This window comes from Streptomyces sp. NPDC001153 (genome assembly GCF_053598315.1).
In genome coordinates this window covers 39,170-63,198 of the sequence record NZ_JBSFJZ010000029.1, presented here as the reverse complement: position 1 = coordinate 63,198, position 24,029 = coordinate 39,170, and the positions used below count along the sequence as shown (strand labels likewise).

General features: G+C 71.7%; 24 protein-coding genes. 14 read left to right on the top strand and 10 right to left on the bottom strand.

What is annotated here, in order from left to right:
• Window positions 1-4 precede the first annotated feature (4 nt).
• Window positions 5-1,372: a hypothetical protein gene (locus ACWDEN_RS29700; protein WP_450860802.1), complete on the bottom strand. Its 1,368-nt coding sequence runs from the start codon at window positions 1,370-1,372 to the stop codon at window positions 5-7.
• 16 nt (window positions 1,373-1,388) lie between these two features.
• Window positions 1,389-1,607: a hypothetical protein gene (locus tag ACWDEN_RS29695; RefSeq protein WP_351612292.1), complete on the bottom strand. Its 219-nt coding sequence runs from the start codon at window positions 1,605-1,607 to the stop codon at window positions 1,389-1,391.
• Window positions 1,608-1,946: 339 nt separating this feature from the next.
• Between ACWDEN_RS29695 and ACWDEN_RS29690 the strand changes: the two genes are divergently transcribed.
• From ACWDEN_RS29690 to ACWDEN_RS29630, 13 genes are all read left to right on the top strand, one after another.
• The gene (locus ACWDEN_RS29690) at window positions 1,947-4,451 is read left to right on the top strand and encodes a transglycosylase domain-containing protein (RefSeq protein WP_450860799.1); all 2,505 of its coding nucleotides are present in this window, start codon (window positions 1,947-1,949) and stop codon (window positions 4,449-4,451) included.
• Window positions 4,452-4,734: 283 nt separating this feature from the next.
• Complete coding sequence (locus ACWDEN_RS29685; protein ID WP_450860797.1) at window positions 4,735-5,583, top strand: ABC transporter permease; 849 nt, start codon at window positions 4,735-4,737, stop codon at window positions 5,581-5,583.
• Between the two features lie 121 nt (window positions 5,584-5,704).
• Complete coding sequence (locus tag ACWDEN_RS29680) at window positions 5,705-6,541, top strand: COG4705 family protein (RefSeq protein WP_450860795.1); 837 nt, start codon at window positions 5,705-5,707, stop codon at window positions 6,539-6,541.
• Window positions 6,542-7,189: 648 nt separating this feature from the next.
• Window positions 7,190-8,395, top strand: coding sequence for a COG4705 family protein (locus tag ACWDEN_RS29675; RefSeq protein ID WP_351612287.1), 1,206 nt, complete (start codon window positions 7,190-7,192; stop codon window positions 8,393-8,395).
• 296 nt (window positions 8,396-8,691) lie between these two features.
• Entirely contained in the window at window positions 8,692-8,940 is a 249-nt protein-coding gene (locus ACWDEN_RS29670; protein ID WP_351612284.1) for a hypothetical protein, read from the top strand.
• Window positions 8,937-9,305: a helix-turn-helix domain-containing protein gene (locus tag ACWDEN_RS29665; RefSeq protein WP_450860792.1), complete on the top strand. Its 369-nt coding sequence runs from the start codon at window positions 8,937-8,939 to the stop codon at window positions 9,303-9,305. The genes ACWDEN_RS29670 and ACWDEN_RS29665 overlap by 4 nt, the downstream gene beginning before the upstream one ends.
• A 127-nt stretch (window positions 9,306-9,432) precedes the next feature.
• Window positions 9,433-9,945: a 2-oxo-4-hydroxy-4-carboxy-5-ureidoimidazoline decarboxylase gene (gene uraD / locus ACWDEN_RS29660; RefSeq protein WP_450860790.1), complete on the top strand. Its 513-nt coding sequence runs from the start codon at window positions 9,433-9,435 to the stop codon at window positions 9,943-9,945.
• A gap of 4 nt (window positions 9,946-9,949) precedes the next feature.
• Window positions 9,950-10,342 carry a hydroxyisourate hydrolase gene (gene uraH, locus ACWDEN_RS29655; protein ID WP_351612275.1) on the top strand — a complete coding sequence of 131 codons (393 nt, stop codon included), beginning with the start codon at window positions 9,950-9,952 and terminating at the stop codon, window positions 10,340-10,342.
• Between the two features lie 7 nt (window positions 10,343-10,349).
• On the top strand, window positions 10,350-11,273 hold the full coding sequence (gene pucL, locus ACWDEN_RS29650) for a factor-independent urate hydroxylase (RefSeq protein WP_351612272.1): 924 nt from the start codon (window positions 10,350-10,352) through the stop codon (window positions 11,271-11,273).
• Between the two features lie 64 nt (window positions 11,274-11,337).
• Complete coding sequence (locus tag ACWDEN_RS29645; RefSeq protein ID WP_450860787.1) at window positions 11,338-11,928, top strand: solute carrier family 23 protein; 591 nt, start codon at window positions 11,338-11,340, stop codon at window positions 11,926-11,928.
• A 67-nt stretch (window positions 11,929-11,995) separates the two neighbouring features.
• A complete protein-coding gene (locus ACWDEN_RS29640) occupies window positions 11,996-13,381 on the top strand; it encodes an 8-oxoguanine deaminase (protein ID WP_450860786.1) in 1,386 nt (461 codons plus the stop codon).
• A gap of 1,114 nt (window positions 13,382-14,495) precedes the next feature.
• Window positions 14,496-15,863: a nucleobase:cation symporter-2 family protein gene (locus tag ACWDEN_RS29635; RefSeq protein ID WP_351612266.1), complete on the top strand. Its 1,368-nt coding sequence runs from the start codon at window positions 14,496-14,498 to the stop codon at window positions 15,861-15,863.
• 73 nt (window positions 15,864-15,936) lie between these two features.
• Entirely contained in the window at window positions 15,937-16,557 is a 621-nt protein-coding gene (locus ACWDEN_RS29630; protein ID WP_351614450.1) for a TMEM175 family protein, read from the top strand.
• Here ACWDEN_RS29630 and ACWDEN_RS29625 read toward each other — a convergent pair.
• Window positions 16,511-17,125, bottom strand: a complete 615-nt coding sequence (locus ACWDEN_RS29625; protein WP_450860783.1) for a 3'-5' exonuclease — start codon at window positions 17,123-17,125, stop codon at window positions 16,511-16,513. The genes ACWDEN_RS29630 and ACWDEN_RS29625 overlap by 47 nt on opposite strands.
• A gap of 49 nt (window positions 17,126-17,174) precedes the next feature.
• Window positions 17,175-17,972: a helix-turn-helix domain-containing protein gene (locus ACWDEN_RS29620; RefSeq protein ID WP_450860881.1), complete on the bottom strand. Its 798-nt coding sequence runs from the start codon at window positions 17,970-17,972 to the stop codon at window positions 17,175-17,177.
• Window positions 17,973-18,095: 123 nt separating this feature from the next.
• Here ACWDEN_RS29620 and ACWDEN_RS29615 point away from each other — a divergent pair, with 123 nt between their 5' ends.
• The gene (locus tag ACWDEN_RS29615; RefSeq protein ID WP_450860781.1) at window positions 18,096-18,959 is read left to right on the top strand and encodes an NAD(P)H-binding protein; all 864 of its coding nucleotides are present in this window, start codon (window positions 18,096-18,098) and stop codon (window positions 18,957-18,959) included.
• Between the two features lie 74 nt (window positions 18,960-19,033).
• Here the strand turns inward: ACWDEN_RS29615 and ACWDEN_RS29610 are convergent, their stop codons facing one another.
• From ACWDEN_RS29610 to ACWDEN_RS29585, 6 genes are all read right to left on the bottom strand, one after another.
• Window positions 19,034-19,456 (bottom strand): acyl-CoA thioesterase, encoded by a 423-nt coding sequence (locus ACWDEN_RS29610; protein WP_351614459.1) that lies wholly within the window; start codon window positions 19,454-19,456, stop codon window positions 19,034-19,036.
• Between the two features lie 52 nt (window positions 19,457-19,508).
• A complete protein-coding gene (locus tag ACWDEN_RS29605; RefSeq protein WP_351614462.1) occupies window positions 19,509-20,132 on the bottom strand; it encodes a hypothetical protein in 624 nt (207 codons plus the stop codon).
• 121 nt (window positions 20,133-20,253) lie between these two features.
• Window positions 20,254-20,853, bottom strand: coding sequence for a histidine phosphatase family protein (locus ACWDEN_RS29600; RefSeq protein ID WP_351614465.1), 600 nt, complete (start codon window positions 20,851-20,853; stop codon window positions 20,254-20,256).
• A 35-nt stretch (window positions 20,854-20,888) separates the two neighbouring features.
• On the bottom strand, window positions 20,889-21,236 hold the full coding sequence (locus ACWDEN_RS29595; protein ID WP_450860778.1) for a hypothetical protein: 348 nt from the start codon (window positions 21,234-21,236) through the stop codon (window positions 20,889-20,891).
• 371 nt (window positions 21,237-21,607) lie between these two features.
• Window positions 21,608-22,147: a DUF4232 domain-containing protein gene (locus ACWDEN_RS29590; RefSeq protein WP_450860777.1), complete on the bottom strand. Its 540-nt coding sequence runs from the start codon at window positions 22,145-22,147 to the stop codon at window positions 21,608-21,610.
• Between the two features lie 25 nt (window positions 22,148-22,172).
• On the bottom strand, window positions 22,173-23,948 hold the full coding sequence (locus ACWDEN_RS29585) for a trypsin-like serine peptidase (RefSeq protein ID WP_351614474.1): 1,776 nt from the start codon (window positions 23,946-23,948) through the stop codon (window positions 22,173-22,175).
• Window positions 23,949-24,029: the final 81 nt, after the last annotated feature.

Below are 24,029 nucleotides of genomic sequence, written 5' to 3'. Positions count from 1 at the left end.
TCTCTCACCATGTCCAGCCGTGGCCGCCGCTGTTGTGGGACAGGGCCAGGACGGCGGTGGCCACGGTGAGGTACCGAGTCGCGCGGCCCTGGCTGCACAGGGCCGCCAGGGCCCAGGCGAGAGCCGTGTACCACGGCATCGACCACGGTGCCGCGAGGACCCAGGCGAAGGCCAGCGCGAACGGCAGGGCGGCGACGGCGGGGGCGTCCGGAGCGGCGTGGCGGCGGATGGCCCACGCCACCGCGAGCATCACCACCGGCCACAGCACGCTGACGATCGCCGCGGTCGCGTGCGGGCCGAGGACCGTGGTGCCGAACTGGTCGACGGCCGCCCACAAGGAGGGCGTGGAGACCAGGCGGGAGGCCGCGGAGAGCGGGGCCAGTGCGTGCGCGCCGTAGGCTCCGTAGAGCGCGGCCAGGGTCAGTGCGGCAGCGCATGCCTGCCGGGCGGCCGGTCGCCAGGCGCCTGAACGCAGCAGCGGCCAGGCCAGCCCCGCACCCAGCAGACAGGCACTGATTTTCGCGCCGCAGGCGAGGCCGACCAGCACTCCCACGATCAGGTCGTGGTGCCACCGCGTCGTCCTGCGGGCGAGGTGGATCGCGCAGACGGCCAGCCCCGCGACGAGGGTGTCGAGGTGCCCGCCCGCGACCAGCACGCCGATCAGCAGCGGGTTGACGCTCCACAGCAGGCCCGCGCGGACCGGATCGTCGGCGGTACGCAGCAACAGATACCCGGTGCCCACGAAGACGGCGGCGTTCGCGAGCATCAGCGCCCATATCGTCAGCCACGGCCGCTCCTGGCCGATGAATGCCGCAGCGCCCTGCCACCACGTCGCCACCGGCCCGTACACGGAAGGTGCGTTCCGCCACCCCTCGCTCACCAGGTGGGCGTACGGGCCGCCCAGCCGGGCGGGGGTCGTCACGTACGGGTCACCGCCGAGCGCGGCGATGCGGCCGTACGCGGCGTAGCTGGCCATGTCGGAGGAGCCGACCGGGGTGAGGTTGGCGACGGTGAGCGCGGTCAGCGCGCCGAGCCGGAACAGGAGCCGGGCATCGGGTCTCCAGCCCCGCTCATGGGCGCTGAGCATGCCCAGCGCGCCCCAGCACGACAGCACGATCGCCGTGACCGTGGCCGTCTGGGAGACGGTGTCGGACATGGCAGGCAGCCGGAGCCAGGTGATCGGTGCCCTGAGCGTGTTGTGGTTGGGCGCGCTCGCGCCGACCAGAGCGAACAGTGCGATACCGGCCCCGGCCAGCCACGCCGCCGGGCGCGGTGCCGACAGGTCGACGACCATCGACTTCAGTGGGGGAATTCTCCGCATCGGGCCCGTGAGACGCAAAGCCGACTTGATGTGGTTGGTCGTCAAAGTCACACTCCGGGGTGTTGCTTCAGCTCGCGGCGTGGACGGCCGTGACGGTCTTGCCCGCGAACTTGTGGCCCTGGCCGCTGCCGGGCATCACGCTCGCCGCCACATCGTCGCTCCTCGGGCAGACTGCCCAGCCGCTGCCGCAGCACTCTTCGTCCGTGGCGGGCAGCTTGTCGACCAACCGGGCGAGTACGGCCTCGGGGTCCGGGCCGGCACTCCCGTGTCGAGCATGGGACAGCATGGTCGCCATCGTGCCGTAGGTTGGTTTCCTTCCCTCCATTGTCTACAGTCCGTGTAGACGCCAGCGTGCCGCCGAGTGTGTCACGCCCTCCTGTGCACCACGCAACCCGGTGTGCGGCGGGTGTCCGGCAGGCCCCCGCACTCGCGTCCCGCGCGATTGTCCGCCGTGTGATTTTGGGCGGGGGTGGTTGCAGGCGCCTTGCGAGCCGGACTTACTCTTACAACTTGTAGGAGTTGCCAGGAGCGTCAGCCCGCCCCGGTCAGGCCCTCCATGGGGCAGCACGGCGGGGCGGCTTCGCGGCGATGGCGGTGGCGAATGCCTGGCCGAGGAGTGGCGAGTATGAGTGAACACCGGCGCCGATCGTCGGGGAGGACCGGACCGTCCGGCTCGGACGGTATGCCGCACGGCGGCCGGGCAGCGGCGCGCAGGGCTGCCCGGGCCGGGGACGGGCGGGGCCGCCGCGCGGCGGACACGCGCCGTGCGGACGCCAGACGCCCCGGCCGCGCGGACACGCGCCGTGCGCAGGCCGGACGCCCCGCCCGGCGGGGCCTCATCGACTACCCGCGGGCGGGCAGGCGTGGCCTGCGGCGGTGGCTGCCGTCGTGGAAGCTGGTGACCGGCACCTTCCTGCTGTTCCTGGGCGGCCTGCTGGGCCTCTTCGGCTACGCCTACGCCACGACGACGATCCCCAGCGCCAACCCCAGCACCCAGGCGCAGAGCAACACGTACTACTGGTCGGACGGCTCGGTGATGACCACGCAGGGGTCGACCAACCGGCAGAACGTCGACCTCGCCCAGGTCCCGAAGCTGGTGCAGTGGGACTTCCTGGCCGCGGAGAACGCCACTTTCTACACCGACCCCGGCGTCGACACGCAGGGCATGCTCCGCGCCGTCTACCACATGGCGACGGGCGGCGAGGTGCAGTCCGGGTCCACCATCACCCAGCAGTTCGTGAAGAACACCTACCTCAGCCAGGACCAGTCGGTCACCCGCAAGCTCAGGGAGATCATGATCTCCCTGAAGATCGGTGGCCAGATGTCCAAGCAGCAGATACTCCAGGGGTATCTCAACAGCTGCTACTACGGCCGCGACGCGTACGGCATCGAGGCCGCGGCGCGCGCCTACTACCACGAGCACGCCTCCCAGCTGACCGTCAGCCAGGGCGCCTTCATCGCCGCCACGGTCAACGAACCGAGCCTGCTGATGCACGCCGACACCGACCCGCAGGCCAAGGCTCAGGCCGCGGCGCGCTGGAAGTACGTGCTGGACCGCATGGTCAAGATCAACAAGATCACCAGCGCCCAGGAGCAGCAGTACCTCGCCGCAGGGTTCCCCACGCCCAAGCCCTACACGCCGTCGGCGGGGATGTCCGGGCAGACCGGCTACCTGGTGCAGACCGCGGAGAAGTACGTCGAAGCCCACGCCTCCCTCACGGACCAGCAGTTGGGCCACGGCGGCTACCAGATCTACACCACCTTCGACAAGAAGAAGGTGAACGCGCTGTCGGCGTCCGTCGCGGCGATGGAGCACAAGCACCTCGACCCCCGCCGCCGCTCGGCCGACAAGGACGTCCAGGTCGGCGCGGCGTCCATCGACCCGTCCACCGGCGCGGTCCTGGCGCTGTACGGCGGCGCGGGCTGGGACAAGGGCCACTGGACGGACAACGCCGACGCCACCGGTGTGCCGGTCGGCTCCACCTTCAAGCCCATCGACCTGGCCGCCGCCCTCGATCACGGCGCCGTCCTCTCACCCGGGCAGCCTGCCTCGCCGATCACCCCGGCCTCCAAGTTCAACGGTGACGACGGCATCACCATCAAGAACCAGCAGGGCCAGGAGATGCCGGACTCCAGCGACCCCACCGGACTCCTCCACCAGCGCAACGACGTGCCCACGAAGTGGGGTTACATCACCCTGCGCAAGGCGATGGAGCAGTCGGTCAACACCCCCTACGTCCAGCTCGGAGAGGACGTCGGCTACAGCAACGTGGAGGGCGAGGCCCTCAAGGCGGGTCTGCTGCGCAAGAGCCTTCAGTACGACACCCCCGGCTTCTACATCGGCACCTCCACCCCCTCGGCCATCCGCATGGCCGACGCGTACGCCACCTTCGACGACGAGGGTGTCCAGCACGAGCCGTACTCGGTGACCAAGGTCGTCGCCGACGGCCGGGAGCTGCCCGGGTTCGACGCGCCCAAGGGCACCATGGCCATGCCCGCATCGACCGCCGACACCGTCACCGACGTCCTGCAAGGGGTCGTGAAGAGCGGAACCGGCACGAATGCCCAGGCCCTGGGCCGCCCGACGGCCGGCAAGACCGGTACGACCGACGACTACAAGTCCGCCTGGTTCATCGGCTACACCCCGCAGCTGACCACGGCCGTCAGCATGTTCAAGGAGGACCCGAAGAACGCGGGCCTGCAGTCGATGCAGGGCGTCGGCGGCTACTCCAAGGTCTTCGGCGCCGACATGCCCACCGAGGTGTGGACGGGTTACATGACCGCCGCCCTCGAGGGACAGCCCGTACGGCAGTTCCCGCCCGCACCCCAACTGGGCCAGAGCACCGACGAATACGGCGCACCCTCACCCACCCCTTCGGCCACCGTCACCCAGAGCACGCCCACGCCCACCCCGAGCGCACCGGTCACACCGAGCCACACCACCGGACCGTGTCACGGGCAGAAGAAGCATTGCGTCAGCCCGAGTCCCACCGACACCTCCGGCACCACGACCGGCGGTACGGGCGACGGCGGGCTGCTCGGCGGCACCACCGGTGGTGGCACCTCACCCACACCCACGCCCACGACCGGCCCACCGTCCCCGGCCGGCATCCGCAGGGCGGCGCGCTGATGCCCCGGCAGGCAGGTGGAGAGGCCTGAGAGCCGTCCCGGTGACCCTCGGCTGCTGCCCAGCCCGTCGGGCGTGCCGCAGCCGGGGTGTCGCCGGGGGAGCATCGGCGCCGGCCAGGCTTGCGCTGCGGCGGTCACGAGCCCGCCGGATCGCCGGCGAGCGCGAGACCGGTGCCCGTTCCCGGACCCGGGGCCCGTAGACTGCGCTGTCGGCCGCCGCGGCCAGTCAGGTCGGGGCCCACGCACCCCATCGGCCCGTACAGCAGCTTCTCGAGGCGGACATCGTGACGTCGTGTGCGGCATCTCTTGTACCGGTCAACCCCACCCTCGGCATCCTGCTCGCCGCTCTGCTGCTGGTGGCGGCGGCCGTGGCGGGCTGGTTCCGTCTCGATCCGCACCCGTACAGGAGCCGGGCCCGGGAGATCCTCCTCGCCGGCTTCCGCGCCGCCGTCCAGCTGGCCCTCGTCTCGGTGGTCGTCACATGGGCCGTCAAGTCGGTGCTGGGGCTCCTGGCGTTCCTCGTGGTCATGTTCGCGGTGGCCGTGCGCACGGCCGGGCGGAGAATCACCGGCAACCACACGTGGTGGCTGACGACTGCCCCGATCGCCGCGGGTGTGGTACCGGTCGTCGTGGCGCTCCTTGCCACCGGGCTCGTCCCTCTGAAGGGTGTCGCCCTGATTCCGGTCACGGGCATCCTCATCGGTGGCGCACTCACCGTGACCGTACTCGCCGGACGCCGTGCCCTGGACGAACTGTCCCAGCGTCGCGGAGAGGTGGAAGCCGCGATGGCGCTGGGATTCCCGGACCGCGACGCGCGCATGGAGATCGCACGTCCCGCGGCCTCCGAGGCTCTGCTGCCCGGTCTGGATCAGACGCGTACGGTCGGGCTCGTCACGCTCCCCGGTGCGTTCGTCGGCATGCTCCTCGGAGGGGCGAGCCCCGTGCTGGCCGGAGTGGTGCAACTGTTCGTCCTCATCGCGCTCATGGCCGTGCAGGTCATCGCGGTGGCGGTGACTCTTGAGCTCGTCGCCCGGCACCGCCTGTATCGCCCAGGACCGGACACCCGCCCGGGTTCCCCTCGCAAGGCCAGAAGGTTTCTCCGGGTACCGGCGCCGAGCCGGCCCTCCGAGTAGGGGGACGAGTGGCCCCGGCGGCAGGGCATGCCTGTGGCGCAGCCGGCGGCCGGGACCCGGCACGGGCAGAGCACGTCCCGGTCAGGATGCGTTCAGGTGCCCGGTGGCATGGTCGGGCAGTGTGACCGATGAAGCGTCTGAGAGTCAGGTGGTCCCGGTGGCCGGTCAGGCCCCCGCTTCTCGGGGCCGGCCGCGCCGGAACAAGGTGCCCGGGGTCACCGTCCACTTCTGGATCATCAAGGTGCTGTGCACGACGGTCGGCGAGACCGCGGCGGACCTGCTGAACGAGAAGGCCGGTCTCGGGCTGACCGGTGTGTCCGTGCTGATGAGTGCCCTGCTGGCCGTCGTGCTGCTGGTCCAGTTCCGCTCCAGCGCCTACCGGCCGGGCGTGTACTGGCCGGCGGTGGCGCTGATCAGCGTCGTCGGCACGCTGATCGGCGACCACCTCACCGACACCATGGGCGTGCCGCCGGAGACGAGCGGCACGGTCTTCGCGCTCGTGCTCGCGGTCGTCTTCGTCCTCTGGTGGCGGCGCGAGCGGACCCTGTCCCTCCACCACGTCGACACCGCCGGCCGCGAGTCCTTCTACTGGCTGGCGGTCCTGTTCACCTTCGCCCTGGGGACCGCGGCCGGTGACCTGGTGTCCGAGCGCATAGACGTCGGCTACTGGCTGTCCGCCGTCCTGTTCGCGGCGGCCATCGCCGCGGTGGCCATCGCGCACTTCGCGCTGGACCTGGACGCGGTGTGGAGCTTCTGGATCGCCTACGTCCTGACCCGCCCGCTGGGCGCCTCGATCGGCGACTACCTCTCCCGGCCCACCGGCGACGGCGGCCTCGCCCTGGGCACCGTGGTGACCGGCGCTCTGTTCCTGGCGGTCATCCTCGCCCTGGTCGTCCACCTCTCCGTCACCCGCCGGGATGCCACCGAACCGGAACGCGCGTGGGGTCGTGCGGCCTGAGCCACGAGCCGGGCCGGTCGCTCCCGGCAGAGCCGTGGGGCCGGTTCCGGCCCGTGTTTCTCGTGCCGCACGAGTGAGGCGAGTGATACAGGGTGGCAGTCAGGATGTGTTCAGGTTCCCGGTGGCACAGTCGGGCGGTATGACTCATGAAACGTCCGGCCGAGTCGGGCCCCCACCGCCTCTCTCCGGCACTGCATGGGGGAGTGACGGGAGAGCCTCTGTCCGGCGGGGAGGGAAAGCCGCACGAGAGAGCGGCCGAGCCGAATTCACGCGCTCCGCAGGTTGAATTCCGGGACGAAGTTCCCTGAATTCCGGCCGACTCCGCCGGCCGGCGCTCGAATCGGCTCCGCGAATTCCTCAGGAGAGTCTCTCCTGCTCGGCGGCTCCCATGAGAGGCACCAGTGCCTTCCCGCCGCCTCCCTGCCGGGCTGAGCAGGCAGTAAGGCGTGTCCTGCAGCACGCAGGAACATCTCAAGATCCCGCCTGACAAGGGCTGCTGCCCCAGGGTCATCACAGGTCTACGCAATTCGTGGACAGGTACCGTTCCGCAGACGTGAGGGACGCCCCTCCGTACTGCCGCCCGTTCTATGCGAGGGTTACATGACAACTGCGACGACGCCTGAAAGTCTTCGGGCGCCTGCCAGGCACATGCTGAACAAGGTTCCCGAGGTCACGATCTGGTTCTGGATCATCAAGATCCTGTGCACCACGGTCGGTGAGAGCTTCGCCGACTGGATCAACATGAACCTCGGCGTCGGCCTGATCAACACCGCATTGATCTTCACCGTCGTTCTGGCGGGCGTCCTGGGCTGGCAGCTCAGCGCCAAGCGCTACATCCCGTTCGTGTACTGGCTCACCGTCGTGGTGGTGAGTGTGACCGGTACCCTCTACACCGACATCCTCACCGACAGCCAGGGCGTTCCCCTCGCGCTGAGCAGCAGTGTGTTCGCCGTCGTCCTGGCCGTTGTCTTCGGGATCTGGTACGCCCGCGAGCGGACCCTGTCGGTCCACACCATCACCACCCGTCCGCGTGAACTGTTCTACTGGCTCGCGGTCCTGGTCACGTTCGCCCTCGGCACCGCGACCGGCGACTGGACCCTGGACCTGACCGGCTGGACCCCGGGCGTCTCCGTGCTCCTGCCGCTCGGGCTGATCGTCTCGATCGTCCTGGCCTGGCGCGTCGGCGCCAACGCGGTGCTCTCCTTCTGGCTGGCCTACATCCTCACCCGCCCGCTCGGCGCCAACCTCGGCGACTGGCTCGGCTCGCCCAGCGGCGACGGCGGCCTGGGCCTCGGCACCGCGATGACCAGCGTGATCTTCCTGGCCGCGATCCTCGCAACGGTCGTGTACCTCACGCTCAGCCGCAGCGATGTCATCGAGACCCATGACCTGACCCACACCCCGCGGACGCCGAACCCGGCGCGCGAGCGGATCATGCTCGGTTACTACGCCGTCGTAGCGGTCGCCACCGCGGCGCTTCTCGTCTGGGCACACCACCAGCCCCACGCGGCCGCGGCCAGCGAGTCCGACACCCCCGCACCTGTGACCGCGCACCTCACCCCGAAGCAGGCGACGTCGCCGTTCCCTCCGGCTGAGATCGCGAAGTTCCGCACGATCGCGGCCGACACCCTCGCAAAGGTCAACTCGGGCAAGCAGTCCGCCGCGACCACCCGCGTGACCGACCTCGAGACCGCTTGGGACGACGACCAGACCACCCTTGAGCCCAAGAGTGAGCAGTCCTGGCACTTCCTCGACAACGAGATCGACCACGTCCTGAAGGCGCTGCGCGCCCCGAGCCCCGACAAGGCCACCGAGGTCAAGGCACTCAACACCCTCCTCACCTCGCTCGGCTGACCCATCACGCCGACGGACTGCCCCGACGCACCTCCTGCGCCGGGGCAGTCGGCGTGCCTAGGGCCGAGGCGGCCCTGGCCGCCGGGCCGAGTCCTTGGCGAGCGCGGAGGCGGGTGCGGGTCGGCTAGGGTCGCCTCGTGACGGGCGAAGAGGCTCCGTCGCCGTGAAATTGATCGGCCTGCGGTGCATCGCGGCTGTAGAGCAGTCGATCGGTGTCTCCACAGTGTTCCCCGATGTGCCCTCGTGAGGGATGATCGGGGTAAAGGTGCAGGTCGGAGCGATGCCATGGGGGCATAGTGCGATTGAGAGTGGAGTTCACGACCGAGCCCTTCGACCTGGACGAGGCGCCCGCGCACGCGCTGGCGGCCCGCGAGGTGATCGAGGCCGCGGAGCTGGACGCGGTGGACGTCGGTCCGTTCGGCAACACGGCGGAGGGTGGCGCCGGCGCGGTGCTGTCCGCCGTGGACGCGCTGCTGCGCAAGTCCCTGGAAGCCGGTGCCACCCGGATCTCGCTGCAGGTCAACGTGATCGGAGCGGGGGAATGACCGGCGCCGGCGACGAGCCCTTCATCACGGCCGTGAAACCGCTGGTCGACGCCATGGGCGGGGAGATGATCCCGCCCGACGAGGCCGGCCCCGAGGACGTCGTCCTCGCCTGGGAGGGCGTCGACGTCGTCGCCGTGCGCCTGCCCCAGCTCGCGGACTCCCTGGACCACATCCTGGCCGCCATGGAGCGCAAGGAGGGCCGCCCGCTGGCCGACCTGGACCGCAAGGCGAAACAGGAGGTCGTCCGGATACTGGAGGCGCGCGGCGCCTTCGCCGTCCGGCACGGCGTGGAAACCGTGGCCGGAGCGCTCGGGGTGAGCCGCTTCACGGTCTACAACTACCTCAACCGGGAGAAGGGTGCCTGAGCCGGCGCCACGGGTTCCGTGGCGTTGCGGCCGAATTTTCAACAAAGTGTTGACGTCGTGTTTCGGAGGGCGTTAGCTGTTCGCAGCCCGTTCAGCACGAAGGCCGAATCCGGCCACGGAGGCTCCCGTGACTTCGACTTCCACGCCCCCGGGCCTGGCCCGGTTCAACGACCTGGAGGAGCGCGCGGCCCTCGCCGCCCTCCACGAGGCGTGTGCCTCCACCGCGTGGGCCCGGCGACTGCTCGCCGCCCGCCCCTACGCCACCCCCGAGGCGCTCTACGCCGCCAGTGACGCCGCCATGGCCGAGCTCGGCACCGCGGACCTGGAGGAGGCGATGGCCGGGCACCCGCCCATCGGGCGCCCCAGGCCCGGGGACCCGACCTCCGCACGGGAACAGGCCGGCATGGCCGGCGCCGCCGAGGAGCTCAGGGCGGAGATGCTCGAACTCAACCTGGCCTACCAGGAGAAGTTCGGCCATGTGTTCCTGATCTGCGCCACCGGCCGCACCGGTGAGCAGATGCGCGACGCGGTCAAGGAGCGGATCGGGAACTCGCCGGAGCAGGAGCGGGAGATCGTCCGCACCGAGCTGGGCAAGATCAACCGCATCCGACTGGCCCGACTCGTCGAAGAGGACGCCTGACACCATGAGCACCAGCACCACCGCCTCCGTGTCCACCCACATCCTGGACACCTCGATCGGCCGCCCCGCCGAGGGCGTCGCCGTCCGGCTCTCCGCCCGCTCCGGGCAGGGAGGGGACTGGCAGGCGCTCGGCGGCAGCGCGACCGATGCCGACGGCCGGTGCAAGGACCTGCCGGCACTGCCGGAGGGGACCACCCACGTACGGCTCGACTTCGCCGTCGAACCGTATTTCGAGAAAAAGCAAGCCGATGCGCAGCAGGACGCCCCCGCGAATCGGGACAGCGGTGTCGTGTTCTTCCCCGAGGTGGCGATCACTTTCGCCGTGAAGCCCGGGGAGCACTACCACGTACCGCTGCTGCTCAACCCGTTCGGCTACTCCGTTTACCGAGGGAGCTAGCAGAAACATGCCCACGATCCTGGGACAGAACCAGTACGGCAAGGCCGAGAACCGAGTCGTAAAGATCACGCGGGACGGCGCCACCCACCACATCAAGGACCTCAACGTCTCCGTCGCGCTGAGCGGCGACATGGACGAGGTCCACTACTCCGGCTCCAACGCCAACGTCCTGCCGACCGACACCACCAAGAACACGGTGTACGCGAAGGCCAAGGAGCACGGCATCGAGTCCGCCGAGCAGTTCGGCATCCACCTCGCCCGCCACTTCGTCACCTCGCAGGAGCCGATCCACCGCGCCCGGATCCGGATCGAGGAGTACGCCTGGGAGCGGATCGAGACCTCCGACGCCAACTCCAGGTTCATCGGCGCGGACGAGGTCAAGCACTCCTTCGTCCGCAAGGGCCAGGAGATCCGCGTCACCCAGGTCACCTACGACGGTGAGAAGTGGGAGGTCGTCTCCGGCCTGAAGGACCTGGTCGTGATGAACTCGACGAACTCGGAGTTCTGGGGTTACGTCAAGGACAAGTACACCACCCTGCAGGAGGCGTACGACCGCATCCTGGCGACCCAGGTCTCCGGCCGCTGGCGGTTCAACTGGACCGACGACGAGCAGAAGATGCCCAACTGGGAGAAGTCCTACGAGCAGGTCAAGAAGCACATGCTCCAGGCCTTCGCCGAGACCTACTCCCTCTCCCTGCAGCAGACGCTGTACCAGATGGGTGCGCGCATCATCAACAACCGCAGCGAGATCGACGAGGTCCGCTTCTCGCTGCCGAACAAGCACCACTTCCTGGTCGACCTGGAGCCCTTCGGGCTCAAGAACGACAACGAGGTCTACTTCGCCGCCGACCGGCCCTACGGCCTGATCGAGGCGACCATCCTCCGGGACGGCTGTGAGCCGCGGATCCCGGTGGACCTCACCAACCTCTGACGCGGGACGCGTGTCCCCGGACCCGCCCACCGGGCCGGGGGCACGCCACACCGGAGGGAACACCATGGCACAGCCTGCGAAGGGGTCGGCCCACACCCCTTGTTCCACCCCGCCGGTGCACACCGAGGACACCGCCACGTCCGTGCACCCGGTGGACGAGAAGCTCCGCCCCGCGCGGCTCGTCCCCGCCGCGCTCCAGCACATCGCCGCCATGTACGCAGGCGTCGTCACTCCTCCGCTCATCATCGGCCAGGCCTGCGGACTCGACATGGCGGCCCGCACCCGGCTGATCGCCGCGAGCCTGATCGTCGCGGGCGTCGCCACCCTCCTGCAGACCATCGGCGTCAGGGGTCTCGTCGGCAACCGGCTGCCCTTCGTCAACGCCGCCTCCTCCACCGGCATCGCCCCGATCCTCGCGATCGCCGAGACCAACGGCAGGGGCCACCAACTCCCCGCGATCTACGGCGCGGTGCTGGTCGCCGGCATCATCCCGCTGGCCGCGCCGGCCTTCTACGCCGGCTTCCCCGCCTGGGCGCGGACCGTGCTCGGCTCCGGGATCAGCGCCGGCGCGCTCGTCGCGGTCCTGCTCAACCTGTTCTTCCATCACCTCGGCACCCGGAGCCGCCTACCGGCTCCGGCACTCAAATCCTCCTAGGGTCCTGCCGTGCCCTCCCGTGGACACTCCCCCTCCACGGGCCGCCACCGATAGACAAGGAAGCACGATGGCACCATCGGCAGCCCAGCGCATCGTCATCGAGAACTGCGCGATCGCGACCGTGGACGCGGGCGACACCGAGTACGCCTCCGGACACCTCGTCCTCGCCGGCAACCGCATCGAGTCCGTCGGCGCGGGCCGGGCCCCCGAGGGCCTTCAGAACGTGGTGCGCCGGATCGACGCGAGCGGCCATCTGGCCACGCCCGGTCTGGTCAACACCCACCACCACTTCTACCAGTGGATCACCCGGGGCCTGGCCACCGACCACAACCTGTTCAACTGGCTCGTCGCGCTCTACCCCACCTGGGCGCGCATCGACGAAGAGATGACCTACACGGCCGCGCAGGGCTCCCTCGCCATGATGGCCCGCGGCGGTGTCACCACCGCCATGGACCACCACTACGTCTTCCCGCACGGCTCCGGCGACCTGTCCGGCTCGATCATCCGGGCCGCCGCCGAGATGGGCGTCCGCTTCACGCTGGCCCGTGGCTCGATGGACCGCAGCGAGAAGGACGGCGGCCTGCCGCCGGACTTCGCCGTGGAGACGCTGGAGGGCGCGCTCGCGGCGACCGAGGAGACGGTGCGGAAGCATCACGACACCTCCTTCGACGCCATGACCCAGGTGGCCGTGGCCCCCTGCTCCCCGTTCTCGGTGTCGACCGAACTGCTCAAGCAGGGAGCGCAGTTGGCGCGCCGGCTGGGCGTACGGCTGCACACCCACGGCTCGGAGACCGTGGAGGAGGAGAAGTTCTGCCACGAGCTGTTCGGCATGGGCCCGACCGACTACTTCGAGTCGACCGGCTGGCTCGGCGAGGACGTGTGGATGGCGCACTGCGTCCACATGAACGACTCCGACATCGCCGCGTTCGCCCGGACGAGGACCGGTGTGGCCCACTGCCCGTCCTCCAACGCGCGCCTCGCCGCCGGTATCGCCCGCGTCCCCGACATGCTGAAGGCCGGCGTCCCGGTCGGCCTCGGCGTCGACGGCACCGCCTCCAACGAGTCCGGCGAACTCCACACCGAGCTGCGCAACGCCCTGCTGATCAACCGGCTCGGCGCCCACCGCGAGGCCGCGCTGAACGCCCGTCAGGCGCTGCGGCTCGGCACCTACGGCGGCGCGCAGGTCCTCGGCCGGGACGGCCAGATCGGCTCGCTGGAGCCGGGCAAGCTGGCCGACGTGGTGCTGTGGAGGATGGACACCCTCGCCCACGCCTCCATCGCCGACCCGGTGACCGCGCTGGTCTTCGGCGCGGCGGCCCCGGTCACCGCGTCCTTCGTCAACGGCGAGCAGATCGTCGACAACGGCCGCCTGACCACCGTCGACGAGGACGCCATCGCCCGCACCACCCGCGAGGAGGCCCAGCGCCTCGCCCGGATCAGCGCCCAGGCCTGATCCCCACGCATACGCCGGTGGGCCGGCCCTGCCTGCGCCCGGCCCACCGGACACTTCGGCGAAGCCGCGGGACACGCCGAAGCGTCCGGCGACCGCCACCAGCGGCCGGCCGGCAAACCTGGCGGTCGCCCCGCACGGGCGGTTCGCCGGAGACCTCGGCAAGTGGCCCTGTGGCCCGCTTGCCAGGAGCCTCGGTGGTCGCCCCACAAGGGTCCGTCGCCGGAGCATCGGGCGAGCCGGATCACGCGGCCGGCCTGCCGGACAACTCGGCGGTCACCTCGCGGGTGGCGCGCCGGAAGGTGTGGCGGTCGCCTTGTGCGGGCGTTCGCCGGAGGAGTTGGCAAGTGGCCCTGTGGCCCGCTTGCCAGGAGCCTCGGTGGTCGCCCCACAAGGGTCCGTCGCCGGAGCATCGGGCGAGCCGGATCACGCGGCCGGCCTGCCGGACAACTCGGCGGTCACCTCGCGGGTGGCGCGCCGGAAGGTGTGGCGGTCGCCTTGTGCGGGCGTTCGCCGGAGGAGTTGGCAAGTGGCCCTGTGGCCCGCTTGCCAGGAGCCTCGGTGGTCGCCCCACAAGGGTCCGTCGCCGGAGCATCGGGCGAGCCGGGCCACGCGGCCGGTCTGCCGGACAACTCGGCGGTCGTCCCTCGCGGGTGGCGGGCCGCAGGACTTGGCGGTCGTCCCGTAAGGGTGCCCGTCGGAGGTTTTGGCAGGCCGGATCATGCGGCCGGCTTGCCGGAGGACGTGGCGGTCGCCCCTCGTGGGTGACTCGTCAGGAGACTTGGCAGGCCGCCCCGTACGGGCGGCGTGCCGCAGGACGCGGTGGTCGCCCGGTGCGGGCGTTCGCCGGAGGTCTCGGCAGGATGGCCCGGACGGGCCGCCTGCCGGAACGCTCCGGCCGGGAGGGACGGCTCCCGGCCGGGGTCCGTGGACCCGAGCGGGGTCCACGGCAGCCGTCTCCGGGGCGCGTGTGCACGCACGCGCCCCGGAACGGTCACCGCTCGACCCGCTCGAGCAGCGCCCCCGTCCCGGTCCCGCACGACCACACGCACCACCTCCATGAAACCCACGTCGACCCACGTCGACGGCGACGTGTCACCCGACCGGAGGAGCCGCCGTGGCCGCCCACCCTGTTGACGAAAAACTCCCCGCCCTCAAAATGGCGACCAGCGGCCTGCAGCACGTGGCCGCCATGTACGCGGGAGTCGTCGCCCCGCCCCTGATCGTCGGCGCGGCCGTAGGCCTGTCCGGCAAAGAGCTCACCTTCCTCACCGGAGCCTGTCTGTTCACCGCCGGGCTCGCCACCTTCCTGCAGACCCTCGGCTTCTGGAAGATCGGCGCCCGCCTGCCCTTCGTCAACGGCGTGACCTTCGCCGGAGTCGCCCCCATGACGGCGATCGCGGCGTCCGCCAAGGACAAGTCCGACGCCCTGCCGATGATCTTCGGCGCGGTCATCGTCGCCGGCCTCCTCGGCTTCATAGCGGCCCCCTTCTTCAGCAGGGCGGTCCGCTTCTTCCCGCCGGTCGTCACCGGCTCGGTCATCACCCTGATCGGTGTCTCCCTGCTCCCGGTCGCCTTCGGCTGGGCCCAGGGACCGAACCCCGCCGCGCACGACTACGGCTCGACGACCAACCTCACCCTGGCCGCCGTCACCCTCCTGATCGTCCTGCTGCTGCGCCGGTTCACCCGCGGCTTCGTCAAGCAGATCGCGGTCCTGCTCGGCCTGGTCATCGGCACGCTCCTCGCGATCCCCTTCGGCGTCACCGACTTCAGCCCCGTCGCGCACTCCGCCGTCGTCGGCTTCCCGACCCCCTTCCACTTCGGCGCCCCCACCTTCCACATCGCGGCGATCCTGTCGATGTGCGTGGTGATGGTCGTCTCCATGACGGAGTCCACCGCCGACATGCTGGCGCTCGGCGAGATCGTCGAACGCCCCGCGGACGAGAGGACCATCGCGGCCGGCCTGCGCGCCGACACCCTCGGCTCCGCCCTCAGCCCGCTGTTCAACGGCTTCATGTGCAGCGCCTTCGCCCAGAACATCGGCCTCGTCGCCATGACGAGGATCCGCAGCCGCTTCGTCGTCGCGGTCGGCGGCGGCTTCCTCGTGCTGATGGGCCTGTGCCCGATGGCCGCCTCCCTCATCGCGGTCGTCCCGCGCCCGGTCCTCGGCGGCGCCGGTGTCGTCCTGTTCGGCTCGGTCGCCGCGAGCGGCATCCAGACCCTGGTCCGGGCCGGCCTGGAGAAGGACAACAACGTCCTGATCGTCGCCGTCTCCCTCGCGGTCGGCATCATCCCGATCACCGTGCCGGGCTTCTACCACGCCTTCCCCGAGACGGCGAGGATCGTCCTGGACTCCGGCATCTCCACCGGCTGTGTCGCGGCCGTCGTCCTCAACCTCCTCTTCAACCACATCGGCAGGGGCAGGGAGGCCGAGGACGTCACGCACCCGATGGAGGCGGGGCAGGAACTCACACCCGCCCACTGAACACCCGCTGAACACCCGCGCGGGGCACGGCGATCGCCGTGCCCCGCGCGGGCGCGTACGGCAGTCTTGGGCCATGAACGAGTCCGGCCGTGTCGAGGCCTTCAGCGACGGGGTGTTCGCCATCGCCATCACCCTGCTCGTCCTGGACATCAAGGTGCCGAGGACGGGTGACCACGGCGGCCTGTGGCACGCGATCGGCGCGCAGTGGCCGTCGTACGCCGCCTATGTGGTCAGCTTCCTGGTCATCGGCATCATGTGGGTCAACCATCACCAGCTGTTCAGCTATGTCGCCCGCGTCGACCGGCCGCTGATGTTCCTGAACCTGCTGGTGCTGATGGTCGTGGCCGCCGTGCCCTGGCCGACCGCCATGCTCGCCGAGTACCTGCGCGAGGGCGCCGCCTCGCACGTGGCGGCCGCGGTCTACAGCCTGGTCATGGTCGCCATGGCCCTCACCTTCCAGGCCCTGTGGTGGCACCTCACCCGCACCGGCCACCTCTTCGACGCGCGCGTGGACACCGCGGCGGCCCGGGCGACCCGGGCCCGCTTCGCCCTGGGTTCCCTCGGCTATCCGGTCACGGTGGGCCTGGCCTTCGTCTCGGCCCCGCTCACCCTGGCCGCGCACGGCCTGCTCGCCCTCTACTATGGCTTCAACCAGGTACCGGTGCCGCTCCGCCGGGACCGGGCAACGCCATGAGGTTCGCCAGCAGCTCCGCCTGCTCGATGGCGTCGTCCAGGGCGTGGTGCGTGTGCCGGCGCCGGGAGAGGAGGTGCCGGGGCATCGTGCCCTTGGCCACCGCCCGCAGCGGCAGCCCGGCCTTGGTGGCGTACAGCGTCTTCATGTCCAGGCAGCCGGAGTGCCCGAAGGGACTCTCTCCGGTGAACCTGATCAGATACCAGTACAGGAACGTCCAGTCGTACGACGCCGGATATCCGCACATCACCGGCTGCGCGCCCGCGCTCACCTCCCGCACCCAGGCGCCGAACTCTGCCAGCGCGACGGCCGGTTCGGCGCCCTCCACCGCGAGCCGCTGCCGGTCCAGGCCGCTGACCGCCAGCGCCTCGGGGACGAACTCCTCGGAGATCGGCCGCAGTTCGCGGTAGAAGGTCTGCTCCTCCGGGTCCGCCGGGGTGAAGCCGTCGGCGTCCTGCGTGCCGGCCACGGCCGCGCCGATGCTCAGCATGGAGTACGGCCCCGGGATCGGCCCGTCGGCCTCGATGTCGACGGAGATGCAGCGGCTGGGCCTGACGCGTCGTGCGGGCATGGGTCCGCAGCATGGCAGCGACATGCGGTGCCGCGCATCCGAATTCCGTTCAGGCGCGTGGGCCCGCCTGGCAGGGCGTGACCGCGGGCAGCCGGCCGGTGAGGTACGACCTGGGCGGGACGCCCATCAGAGCGCGGAAGTCGGACGTCATGTGCGACTGGTCGAAGTAGCCGGTGGCCGCGGCGAGTTCGGACCAGCGGGCGCTTCCGGCCCGGGTGACGACCGTGCGGACGCGGTCGATGCGGGCGTAGTGCTTGGGGGAGACCCCGACGCCCTCGGCGAACAGGTTCCGCAACTGACGCTCGCTGACGGCCAGTTCCCGGGCCACCTCCCGGACCTGCGCGGGCGCCCGGTCCAGCCGTACCGACAACGCCGCCACGCCCGCCCGCAGCAGCGCCGTGCGGGCCGGATCCGCGGCGTCGGACAGCAGCCCGGGCAGCACCTCGGCGAGCCGGGGCAGCGCCTCCCCAGGATCCAGCCGGCGCAACTCGCGCGCGAGCCGGTGCGCCGCCCCGCCCGGCAGCTCGTCCAGCGACGCGACCCGGCCGACCAGCCCGGCGGCCGGAACTCCCAGCAGGGGCCGGGCCGTACCGGGTGCGAGGCGCAGCTCCACACACGAGAGGTGCGATTTCCCCTCGTGGTACGTCGCCCGCACCCGCGGCCCGACCGCGAGGACGTCCCGCCGCCCGTCCGCCGTCATCCGCAGCACCACCTTGGTCACCGCGTCGGGCAGATGGACGAACGCCTCCTCGGGCGGCTCGGCGAAGGACACGGTCCGCACCCCGGCGAGCCACGGGCGCAGAACCCCGGGCGTGCTGTGGACCTGCCAGGCGGTGGTGTGCGGCACGGCGGTGGTCTCGGGTGCGGCGGCTGTGTTCGGCACCTCTCCACCGTAAGCGCCCGGCGCCGCCGTCCGGGCGGGCCGTCCGTGCCGGAATTTCCAAGAGCCGAGCGCGCCGGCCGGTCCACGGTGGACCTCATGATTCTGGTGACGGGTGCCACGGGCACCATCGGACGTGACGTCGTACGACAGCTGGCAGCGCGCGGTGAGAAGGTGCGCGCCCTCACTCGCGACCCGGCGAAGGCACGGGTGCCCGCCGGGGTGGAGGTGGTGCGCGGGGACTTCCGCGAGCCGGCGTCCCTGGAGGCCGCGCTGGCGGGTGTGACGGCCGCCTTCCTGCTCCGTCCGCCCGGCCCCGACGAGGGCCAGGACGCGACGCTGGTCGCGGCGGCCGGAGCGGCGGGCGTACGACGGCTGGTGAAGCTCTCCGCCATCGGCACCGGCGATGCCGCGGTCGGCCCCTCCGGGGTCTGGCACCTGGACGGCGAGCGTGCCGTGCGCGACAGCGGCGCCGAGTGGACGGTGCTGCGGCCGTCGTCGTTCGCCTCCAACACGCTGAGCTGGGCGGAGCCGCTCCGGGCGGGAGAGCCGGTGCCCAACATGACCGGCGACGGGGCGTCGGGCGTCGTCGATCCGCGTGATGTGGCCGCGGTCGCGGTCGCGGCGCTGGTCGGGCCCGGGCACGGGGGGCGGACGTACACGCTGACCGGGCCCGAGGCCGTCACCGTACCCGGCCAGGCCGCCGTGCTCGCCGGGATCCTGGGCCGCCCGGTTCCGGTCCGGAACCTGTCGCCGGACCGGACCCGCGACTTCCTCCGCACCGTCTGGGGCTTCGACGGGGTCCGGGCGGACGGCGTCCTGACCGGCATCGCGTTCGTCCGTGACGGCGGCAACGCGGTGGTCACCGAGGACGTGCCGGAGGTGCTGGGCCGGCCGGCCCGGACCTTCCGGGAGTGGGCCGAGGACCACAAGGAGGCTTTCGGCGCGGGCTGATCCGCCCGGAACCGGAGCGCTGCATCGAGGGCATCAGCCGCCGGACGGTCACCCGCACCCTGCAGAGGCTGGGCCTACAGGCCGAACAGGGCCAGGTCCGTCGTCAGCTCCTTGAACACCTCGCGCGGGTCGGCGACCAGCTTGCGCTCCTTCAGATCCAGCAGGCCGCCCACCCCGCTGACCCCGGCCGCCAGGGTGCCGTCGGTCTTGCGTATCTCCTGCACGATCCGGAAGGTCTTGCCGCCGCCCCACTCGAACTCACAGGTCACATCGACCTCGTCGCCGGCGAGCAGCTCGTGCAGGAAGCGGATCGTCGTCTCCAGCGCCACCGGGCCCACGCCCCGGCCCACCAGCCGGGCCTGGCTGATGCCGGCCGCCTGGAGCAGCGACCAGCGGGCGTGCTCCGCGTAGTTGAGGTACACGGACTGGTTCAGGTGTCCCTGGGTGTCGGTCTCGTAGCCGCGGACGGTCACACGGACGGAAAACGGTTCGGCCACTGCTTGCCCCTCTCGCATGCGGATATCCGGTCGGTCGATCCTGGCACGCCGCTCACACCCGGCGCGGCGATGCCAGCAGATAGCGCGCCCTCGTGCGCGGCTCGGTGTACTCGCCCGCCTGCCAGCCCGCGCGCTCCAGCGTGGCCGCGCAGGCCGCCAGGCTCTCCGCGTCCGGCGCGTACACGGCGACCGCCTCCGGCTGCGGGGTCGCCCGCACCCGGTAACCGTCCGCGCTCCCGCTCGCCGGACGGTGCCCGGCCGCCTCCAGGGCCAGCGCCGCCGCCCGCACCAGATGCGCGCGCTCCCAGCCGCACGGCCGGTCCACCGCGCCGTCGGGGTTGGTCATCCGGCGCAGCTCCAGCAGCCCCTGCCAGGCGCCGTGCACCTCACGCAGCCGCGCCGGACCGTCCGCGGGCGGCTCCTGCTCATCCCCGGCCCGTGCCGCGAACACCCCCGCGTCCGCCGCGGGCCGGGCCGGTTCCGCCGCGGGCACCGCCTCCCGTATGCGATGTCCGGCCGGGGTCAGGAAGTGCTCGTGCGGCGGCCGCGGGTGCCGGAAGGCGAGTCCCCGCTGCACCAGTGCCGCCAGTTGCGCCTCCGTGCCGCGCAGCCGTCCGGTGACCGGATCGGCGGCCTCGATCACCCGCCGCTGCGCGGCGGTCGGCGCTCGGCTCACAGCGCGCTCCTTCCGGTGCCGTCCCCTGTCCCGGGCCGCCCGTCACACGGCCCGTTTCGCAGAGTACGACCCGGGTCCGACAACCCGCCCCGCCGCCCGCACCCAGCTCCGTGCCCGGGGCCTACTCCCGCGGCCGGATGTTCCACCCCGCGACCACCGGCCGCTCGTGCTCCGTGCCCAGCCGGCACAGGGTTCCCGTCGCCAGCTGGAACAGCGCCCCGTGCTGCGGCGGGAGGCCGAGGCGACGGGCGGTGAGGACGCGGAGGAAGTGGCCGTGGGCGATCAGGACGACCACGCCCTCGGTGTCGGCGAGGGCGGCGTCGACCTTGCCCAGCATCCGGTCGGCGCGCTCGCCGACCTGCTCCGGGCTCTCGCCCGGATGCTCCGGCGGCCCCGGCGCGACCCCGTCCGTGAACAGGAACCAGCCCGGCCGGCTCCGCTGGATCTCGACGGTGGTCACGCCCTCGTACCCGCCGTAGTCCCACTCGCGCAGGTCGGCGTCGACCCGGGCGTCCGGGATCCCGATGAGCTCGGCGGTCTCCCGGGCCCGCTGCAGGGGGCTGACGAACGCGGCCCCGATCCGGTGCGAGCGGATCAGCGGCACCAGCCGGCGCGCCTCCTCCCGCCCGTGCTCGGTGAGGGGCAGGTCGGTCCAGCCGGTGTGCCGTCCGGACCGCGACCACTCGGTCTCACCGTGCCGGACGAGAAAGAGGTCACCCACGTCAGCGCCCTTCCCGCTCGCCTGTCAGCACCGTGTCACAAAGAGGCGGCAGCCCGCAGGACGGACTCGGCCAGACGGCCGTTCTCCGGGGCGGCGCCCACTCCGGAGGGGAATCCGAAGCGGCGCCGGGTGTAGGCGTACGCGATGCCGTTCGCCGGGTCGGCGAAGCCCAGCGAGCCGGCCGCGCCGCTGTGCCCGAAGGTGCCGGCGTCGAGGAACGGGTAGAGCGCGGGAGTGTGCTCGAAGCCGCGCGCGAAGTGGTCCTCGCTGCCGGTGACCAGGTCCGGCCCGCCCGGGGTGCGCAGTTCGCCGAACAGGGCCGCCGTCGCGGGCGTGAACAGCGGCGGCCTGCCGTCCACGGTGCTGATGGCGGCCGCGTACATCCCGGCGACGCCGCGCCCGTTGCCGACCCCGCCCGAGGACGCCGGACCGAGCGCCCTGCCCCCGGGGGTGGGTGCCGAAGACCACGATGTCGGTCGGCTCCGGCGTGTGCGCGTTGAAGGCGATGGCCCGCACGCTGTCCGGGGCCGCCGCCCGCTCCTTCGGCAGGGCGGCCTCCTCCGGGGTCGGCACGAGCGGCTGCACGTCCACCCAGCGCGACTCCGCCTCCGCCGGCAGGCCCAGGGCCAACTCCTCGACGGTGAAGCCCTCTTCCGCGTCACCCACGAGTCCGGTCGCCGACTTCACGGTCCAGGTCGAGCACCCCGTCCTGCACCAGCAGGGCGACGACGAGGTGCGCGGCCCCCTTGGCGGGTCAGTGCCCCTGCGGCGCGCGCCGCGGCGGCGCCAGCGACACGGTGTCCCCGCAGGCGTCGATCGCGGTGGCCTTCCGGTGCGCGTCCGTGACCGGTACGACGGCCGCGCGGGAGTCGTGCGGTGCCCGGACCACCGCCTCGCGCTGCCGCACGCACCAGTCGCCGGCGCCGTTCGTGCCGCCGGGCGTGTACCGGAGGTCCACGGTGACCGCCGCCTTCGCGGGCAGGGCGACGGCGGCCGGGTGCCCGTGCCCGCTGCCCTCGATGCTCTCCGCCTTGCCGTTGTGGATCTCCAGCCCCGGGTAGCCGTCGAACACACAGGTTCCCGGGCCCTTGTTGACGGCGGTCAGCCGTGCCTGGGCCCGGCCGGTGCCCCGCTCCGTGCCGAGCTCCGTCAGCGTCCAGGCCAGCGAGGCGGTACGGCACGGCGGCGCGGCCGTGCCCTCGGCGGTGGTCGTGGTCGTCGTGCCGCAGGCCGCCAGGGCCAGGCCGGTGGCGAGGACGGCGAGGCCGGTGGTCAGCCGGGTCGTCGCGGGCATCGTTCCCCCTGAGTCGTCGCGCCGGTCAGGTGCCCGGCGGAACCAGCGTGTTCTCGGTGCCGAGGGCATTGGCGCCGGTGTCGGCGTACAGCGAGGTCTCGCCGTCGGACCAGCGCACGACGAGGTCGTTGCCGGTGTGGTCGGCGGTGAGGTCGCCCGAGGCCATGACCTGGGCATGCTGCCAGGTGCCGTTCGGGCCGAGCAGCCGTGAGCGGGTGCCGGGCCCGGCGGCCGAGACACCGGAGTAGCTGTCGAGCGAGCCGTCGGACCAGCGCACGAGGAGGTCCGCGCCCGCCGTCCCGCTGAGGGCACCGCCGCTCAGCAGCGTGGCCTTGGTCCAGGTGCCGTTCGCCGCGAGGATCCGCCTGCCGGTGCCGAAGGAGCCGGTGCGGATCCCGGAGTACAGGACCAGGCTGCCGTCGGACCGGCGCACCAGAAGATCGGTCGCGCCCTTCGCGCCGTGGAACTGCCCGGCGGTGAGCTGTACGGCGTTCTTCCAGTCCGACTCTGGCTTCGCCATCTGCACCTCCCGGCCCACTCCCGAGGCGTCGAGGTCCGGGTACAGGCTGACCTCGCCGTCGGACCAGCGCACCAGCAGGCCGGGCCGGGTGCCGCCGAAGGTCCCGCCGGCGATGCTCCGGGCGTGCGTCCAGGTGGAGTTGGCCGTCAGCAGCCGCTTCTCGGGCCCGAACCCGCCCTGTCCGTCCCCGGGGTACAGCGTGACCCCGCCGTCGGACCAGACGACGAGCAGGTCGCCGAGATGGTCGCCGGTGTAGTCGGCCGAGGCCATCAGCGTGGCCTTCTGCCAGCGGGCCGCACCACCGGGCAGCTGCAGCCCCGTGTAGGGCGGCAGGCCGGCGGGCGGGTCCTGGTTCGCCACCGCGTCGGCGAGGAGGTTCGCGGCGTCGTCGCCGAACGCCGGGGCGTAGCTGATGTAGTCGACGTTCGCGTCGTTGCCGCCGCCGTTGTACCCGCCGAGGTTGCCTATGACGTGCCCGGTGTGTGCGTCGTCCTGGTAGTCGGTGATCCACGGGCTGCCGGACACGCCGCCGTAGTAGCCGCCGCAGGTCATCGACATCTGCCGGTAGCCGGGGAGCTGACCGGTCGGCACGGTGCACTGGATGGCGCGCCCGGCGCTGTTGTGCCCGTAGGCGGGGTAGCCGACGACGGTCACGTTCTTGTGCGTGTAGCCGTTCGCGCGGGTGAAGGTCAGTCCGCCGCCGACCGCGTCCTGGAGGCTCTGGCCGCGCTGGTTGGCCGAGACCGTGGCGAACGCGGTGTCCAGGTCGGACGCGGGCGTCTTCGTGGTCGACGACCCCTTGTCGGGCATGTACCGGTGGTCGATGAAGGTCCGCTGGACGGGGAAGATGCCGTACGGCTGCTGGTCGGGTCCGGCGCCCTGCACGAACTTCGGGACGAAGACATAGTCGCCCTTCATGCTCAGGGCGCAGTGGGCCGCGGTGAGGACGATGTTCCGCGCCGGGGTGTCGATCACACTGCCGGTGCAGTGCCAGGTGGTACCGCCCGGCCCGTCGGACCCGAAGAAGGTTCCGATCAGCGGGTTCCCGCCGAACATCGTGGCCTGGGGCCGGCCGGCCGCCGCGACCGACTGCCCCGGCCCGCTCGGCGCCACCCGTGCCGCGTCCAGCGGGCGGGCGTCCGCCATGCGTTGCGCGGTCCAGAACCGCGCGGCCTGCCGGGCATCCTGCCCGGCGGCCGGGCCCGGCGGCGAGGGCGACGCCGCCTGCGCGGCGGGCGTCGCGAGCCCGGCCGCCGCCCCGCACATCATGGCCACGGCCACGGCCGTCCAACGTATTCGGTACCTCGACAACGCAGTTCCCCCTGGTCATCCTCATCAGGTCTGGTCACTTGGAACCGACCA

Bases quoted from the DNA above. Each gene is read 5' to 3' on its own strand.
- ACWDEN_RS29695 (WP_351612292.1), bottom strand. From the start codon at position 1,607: ATGCTGTCCCATGCTCGACACGGGAGTGCCGGCCCGGACCCCGAGGCC.
- ACWDEN_RS29690 (WP_450860799.1), top strand. From the start codon at position 1,947: ATGAGTGAACACCGGCGCCGATCGTCGGGGAGGACCGGACCGTCCGGC.
- ACWDEN_RS29675 (WP_351612287.1), top strand. From the start codon at position 7,190: ATGCTGAACAAGGTTCCCGAGGTCACGATCTGGTTCTGGATCATCAAG.
- ACWDEN_RS29665 (WP_450860792.1), top strand. From the start codon at position 8,937: ATGACCGGCGCCGGCGACGAGCCCTTCATCACGGCCGTGAAACCGCTG.
- uraH (WP_351612275.1), top strand. From the start codon at position 9,950: ATGAGCACCAGCACCACCGCCTCCGTGTCCACCCACATCCTGGACACC.
- pucL (WP_351612272.1), top strand. From the start codon at position 10,350: ATGCCCACGATCCTGGGACAGAACCAGTACGGCAAGGCCGAGAACCGA.
- ACWDEN_RS29645 (WP_450860787.1), top strand. From the start codon at position 11,338: ATGGCACAGCCTGCGAAGGGGTCGGCCCACACCCCTTGTTCCACCCCG.
- ACWDEN_RS29640 (WP_450860786.1), top strand. From the start codon at position 11,996: ATGGCACCATCGGCAGCCCAGCGCATCGTCATCGAGAACTGCGCGATC.
- ACWDEN_RS29630 (WP_351614450.1), top strand. From the start codon at position 15,937: ATGAACGAGTCCGGCCGTGTCGAGGCCTTCAGCGACGGGGTGTTCGCC.
- ACWDEN_RS29625 (WP_450860783.1), bottom strand. From the start codon at position 17,125: ATGCCCGCACGACGCGTCAGGCCCAGCCGCTGCATCTCCGTCGACATC.
- ACWDEN_RS29595 (WP_450860778.1), bottom strand. From the start codon at position 21,236: ATGTACGCGGCCGCCATCAGCACCGTGGACGGCAGGCCGCCGCTGTTC.
- ACWDEN_RS29590 (WP_450860777.1), bottom strand. From the start codon at position 22,147: ATGCCCGCGACGACCCGGCTGACCACCGGCCTCGCCGTCCTCGCCACC.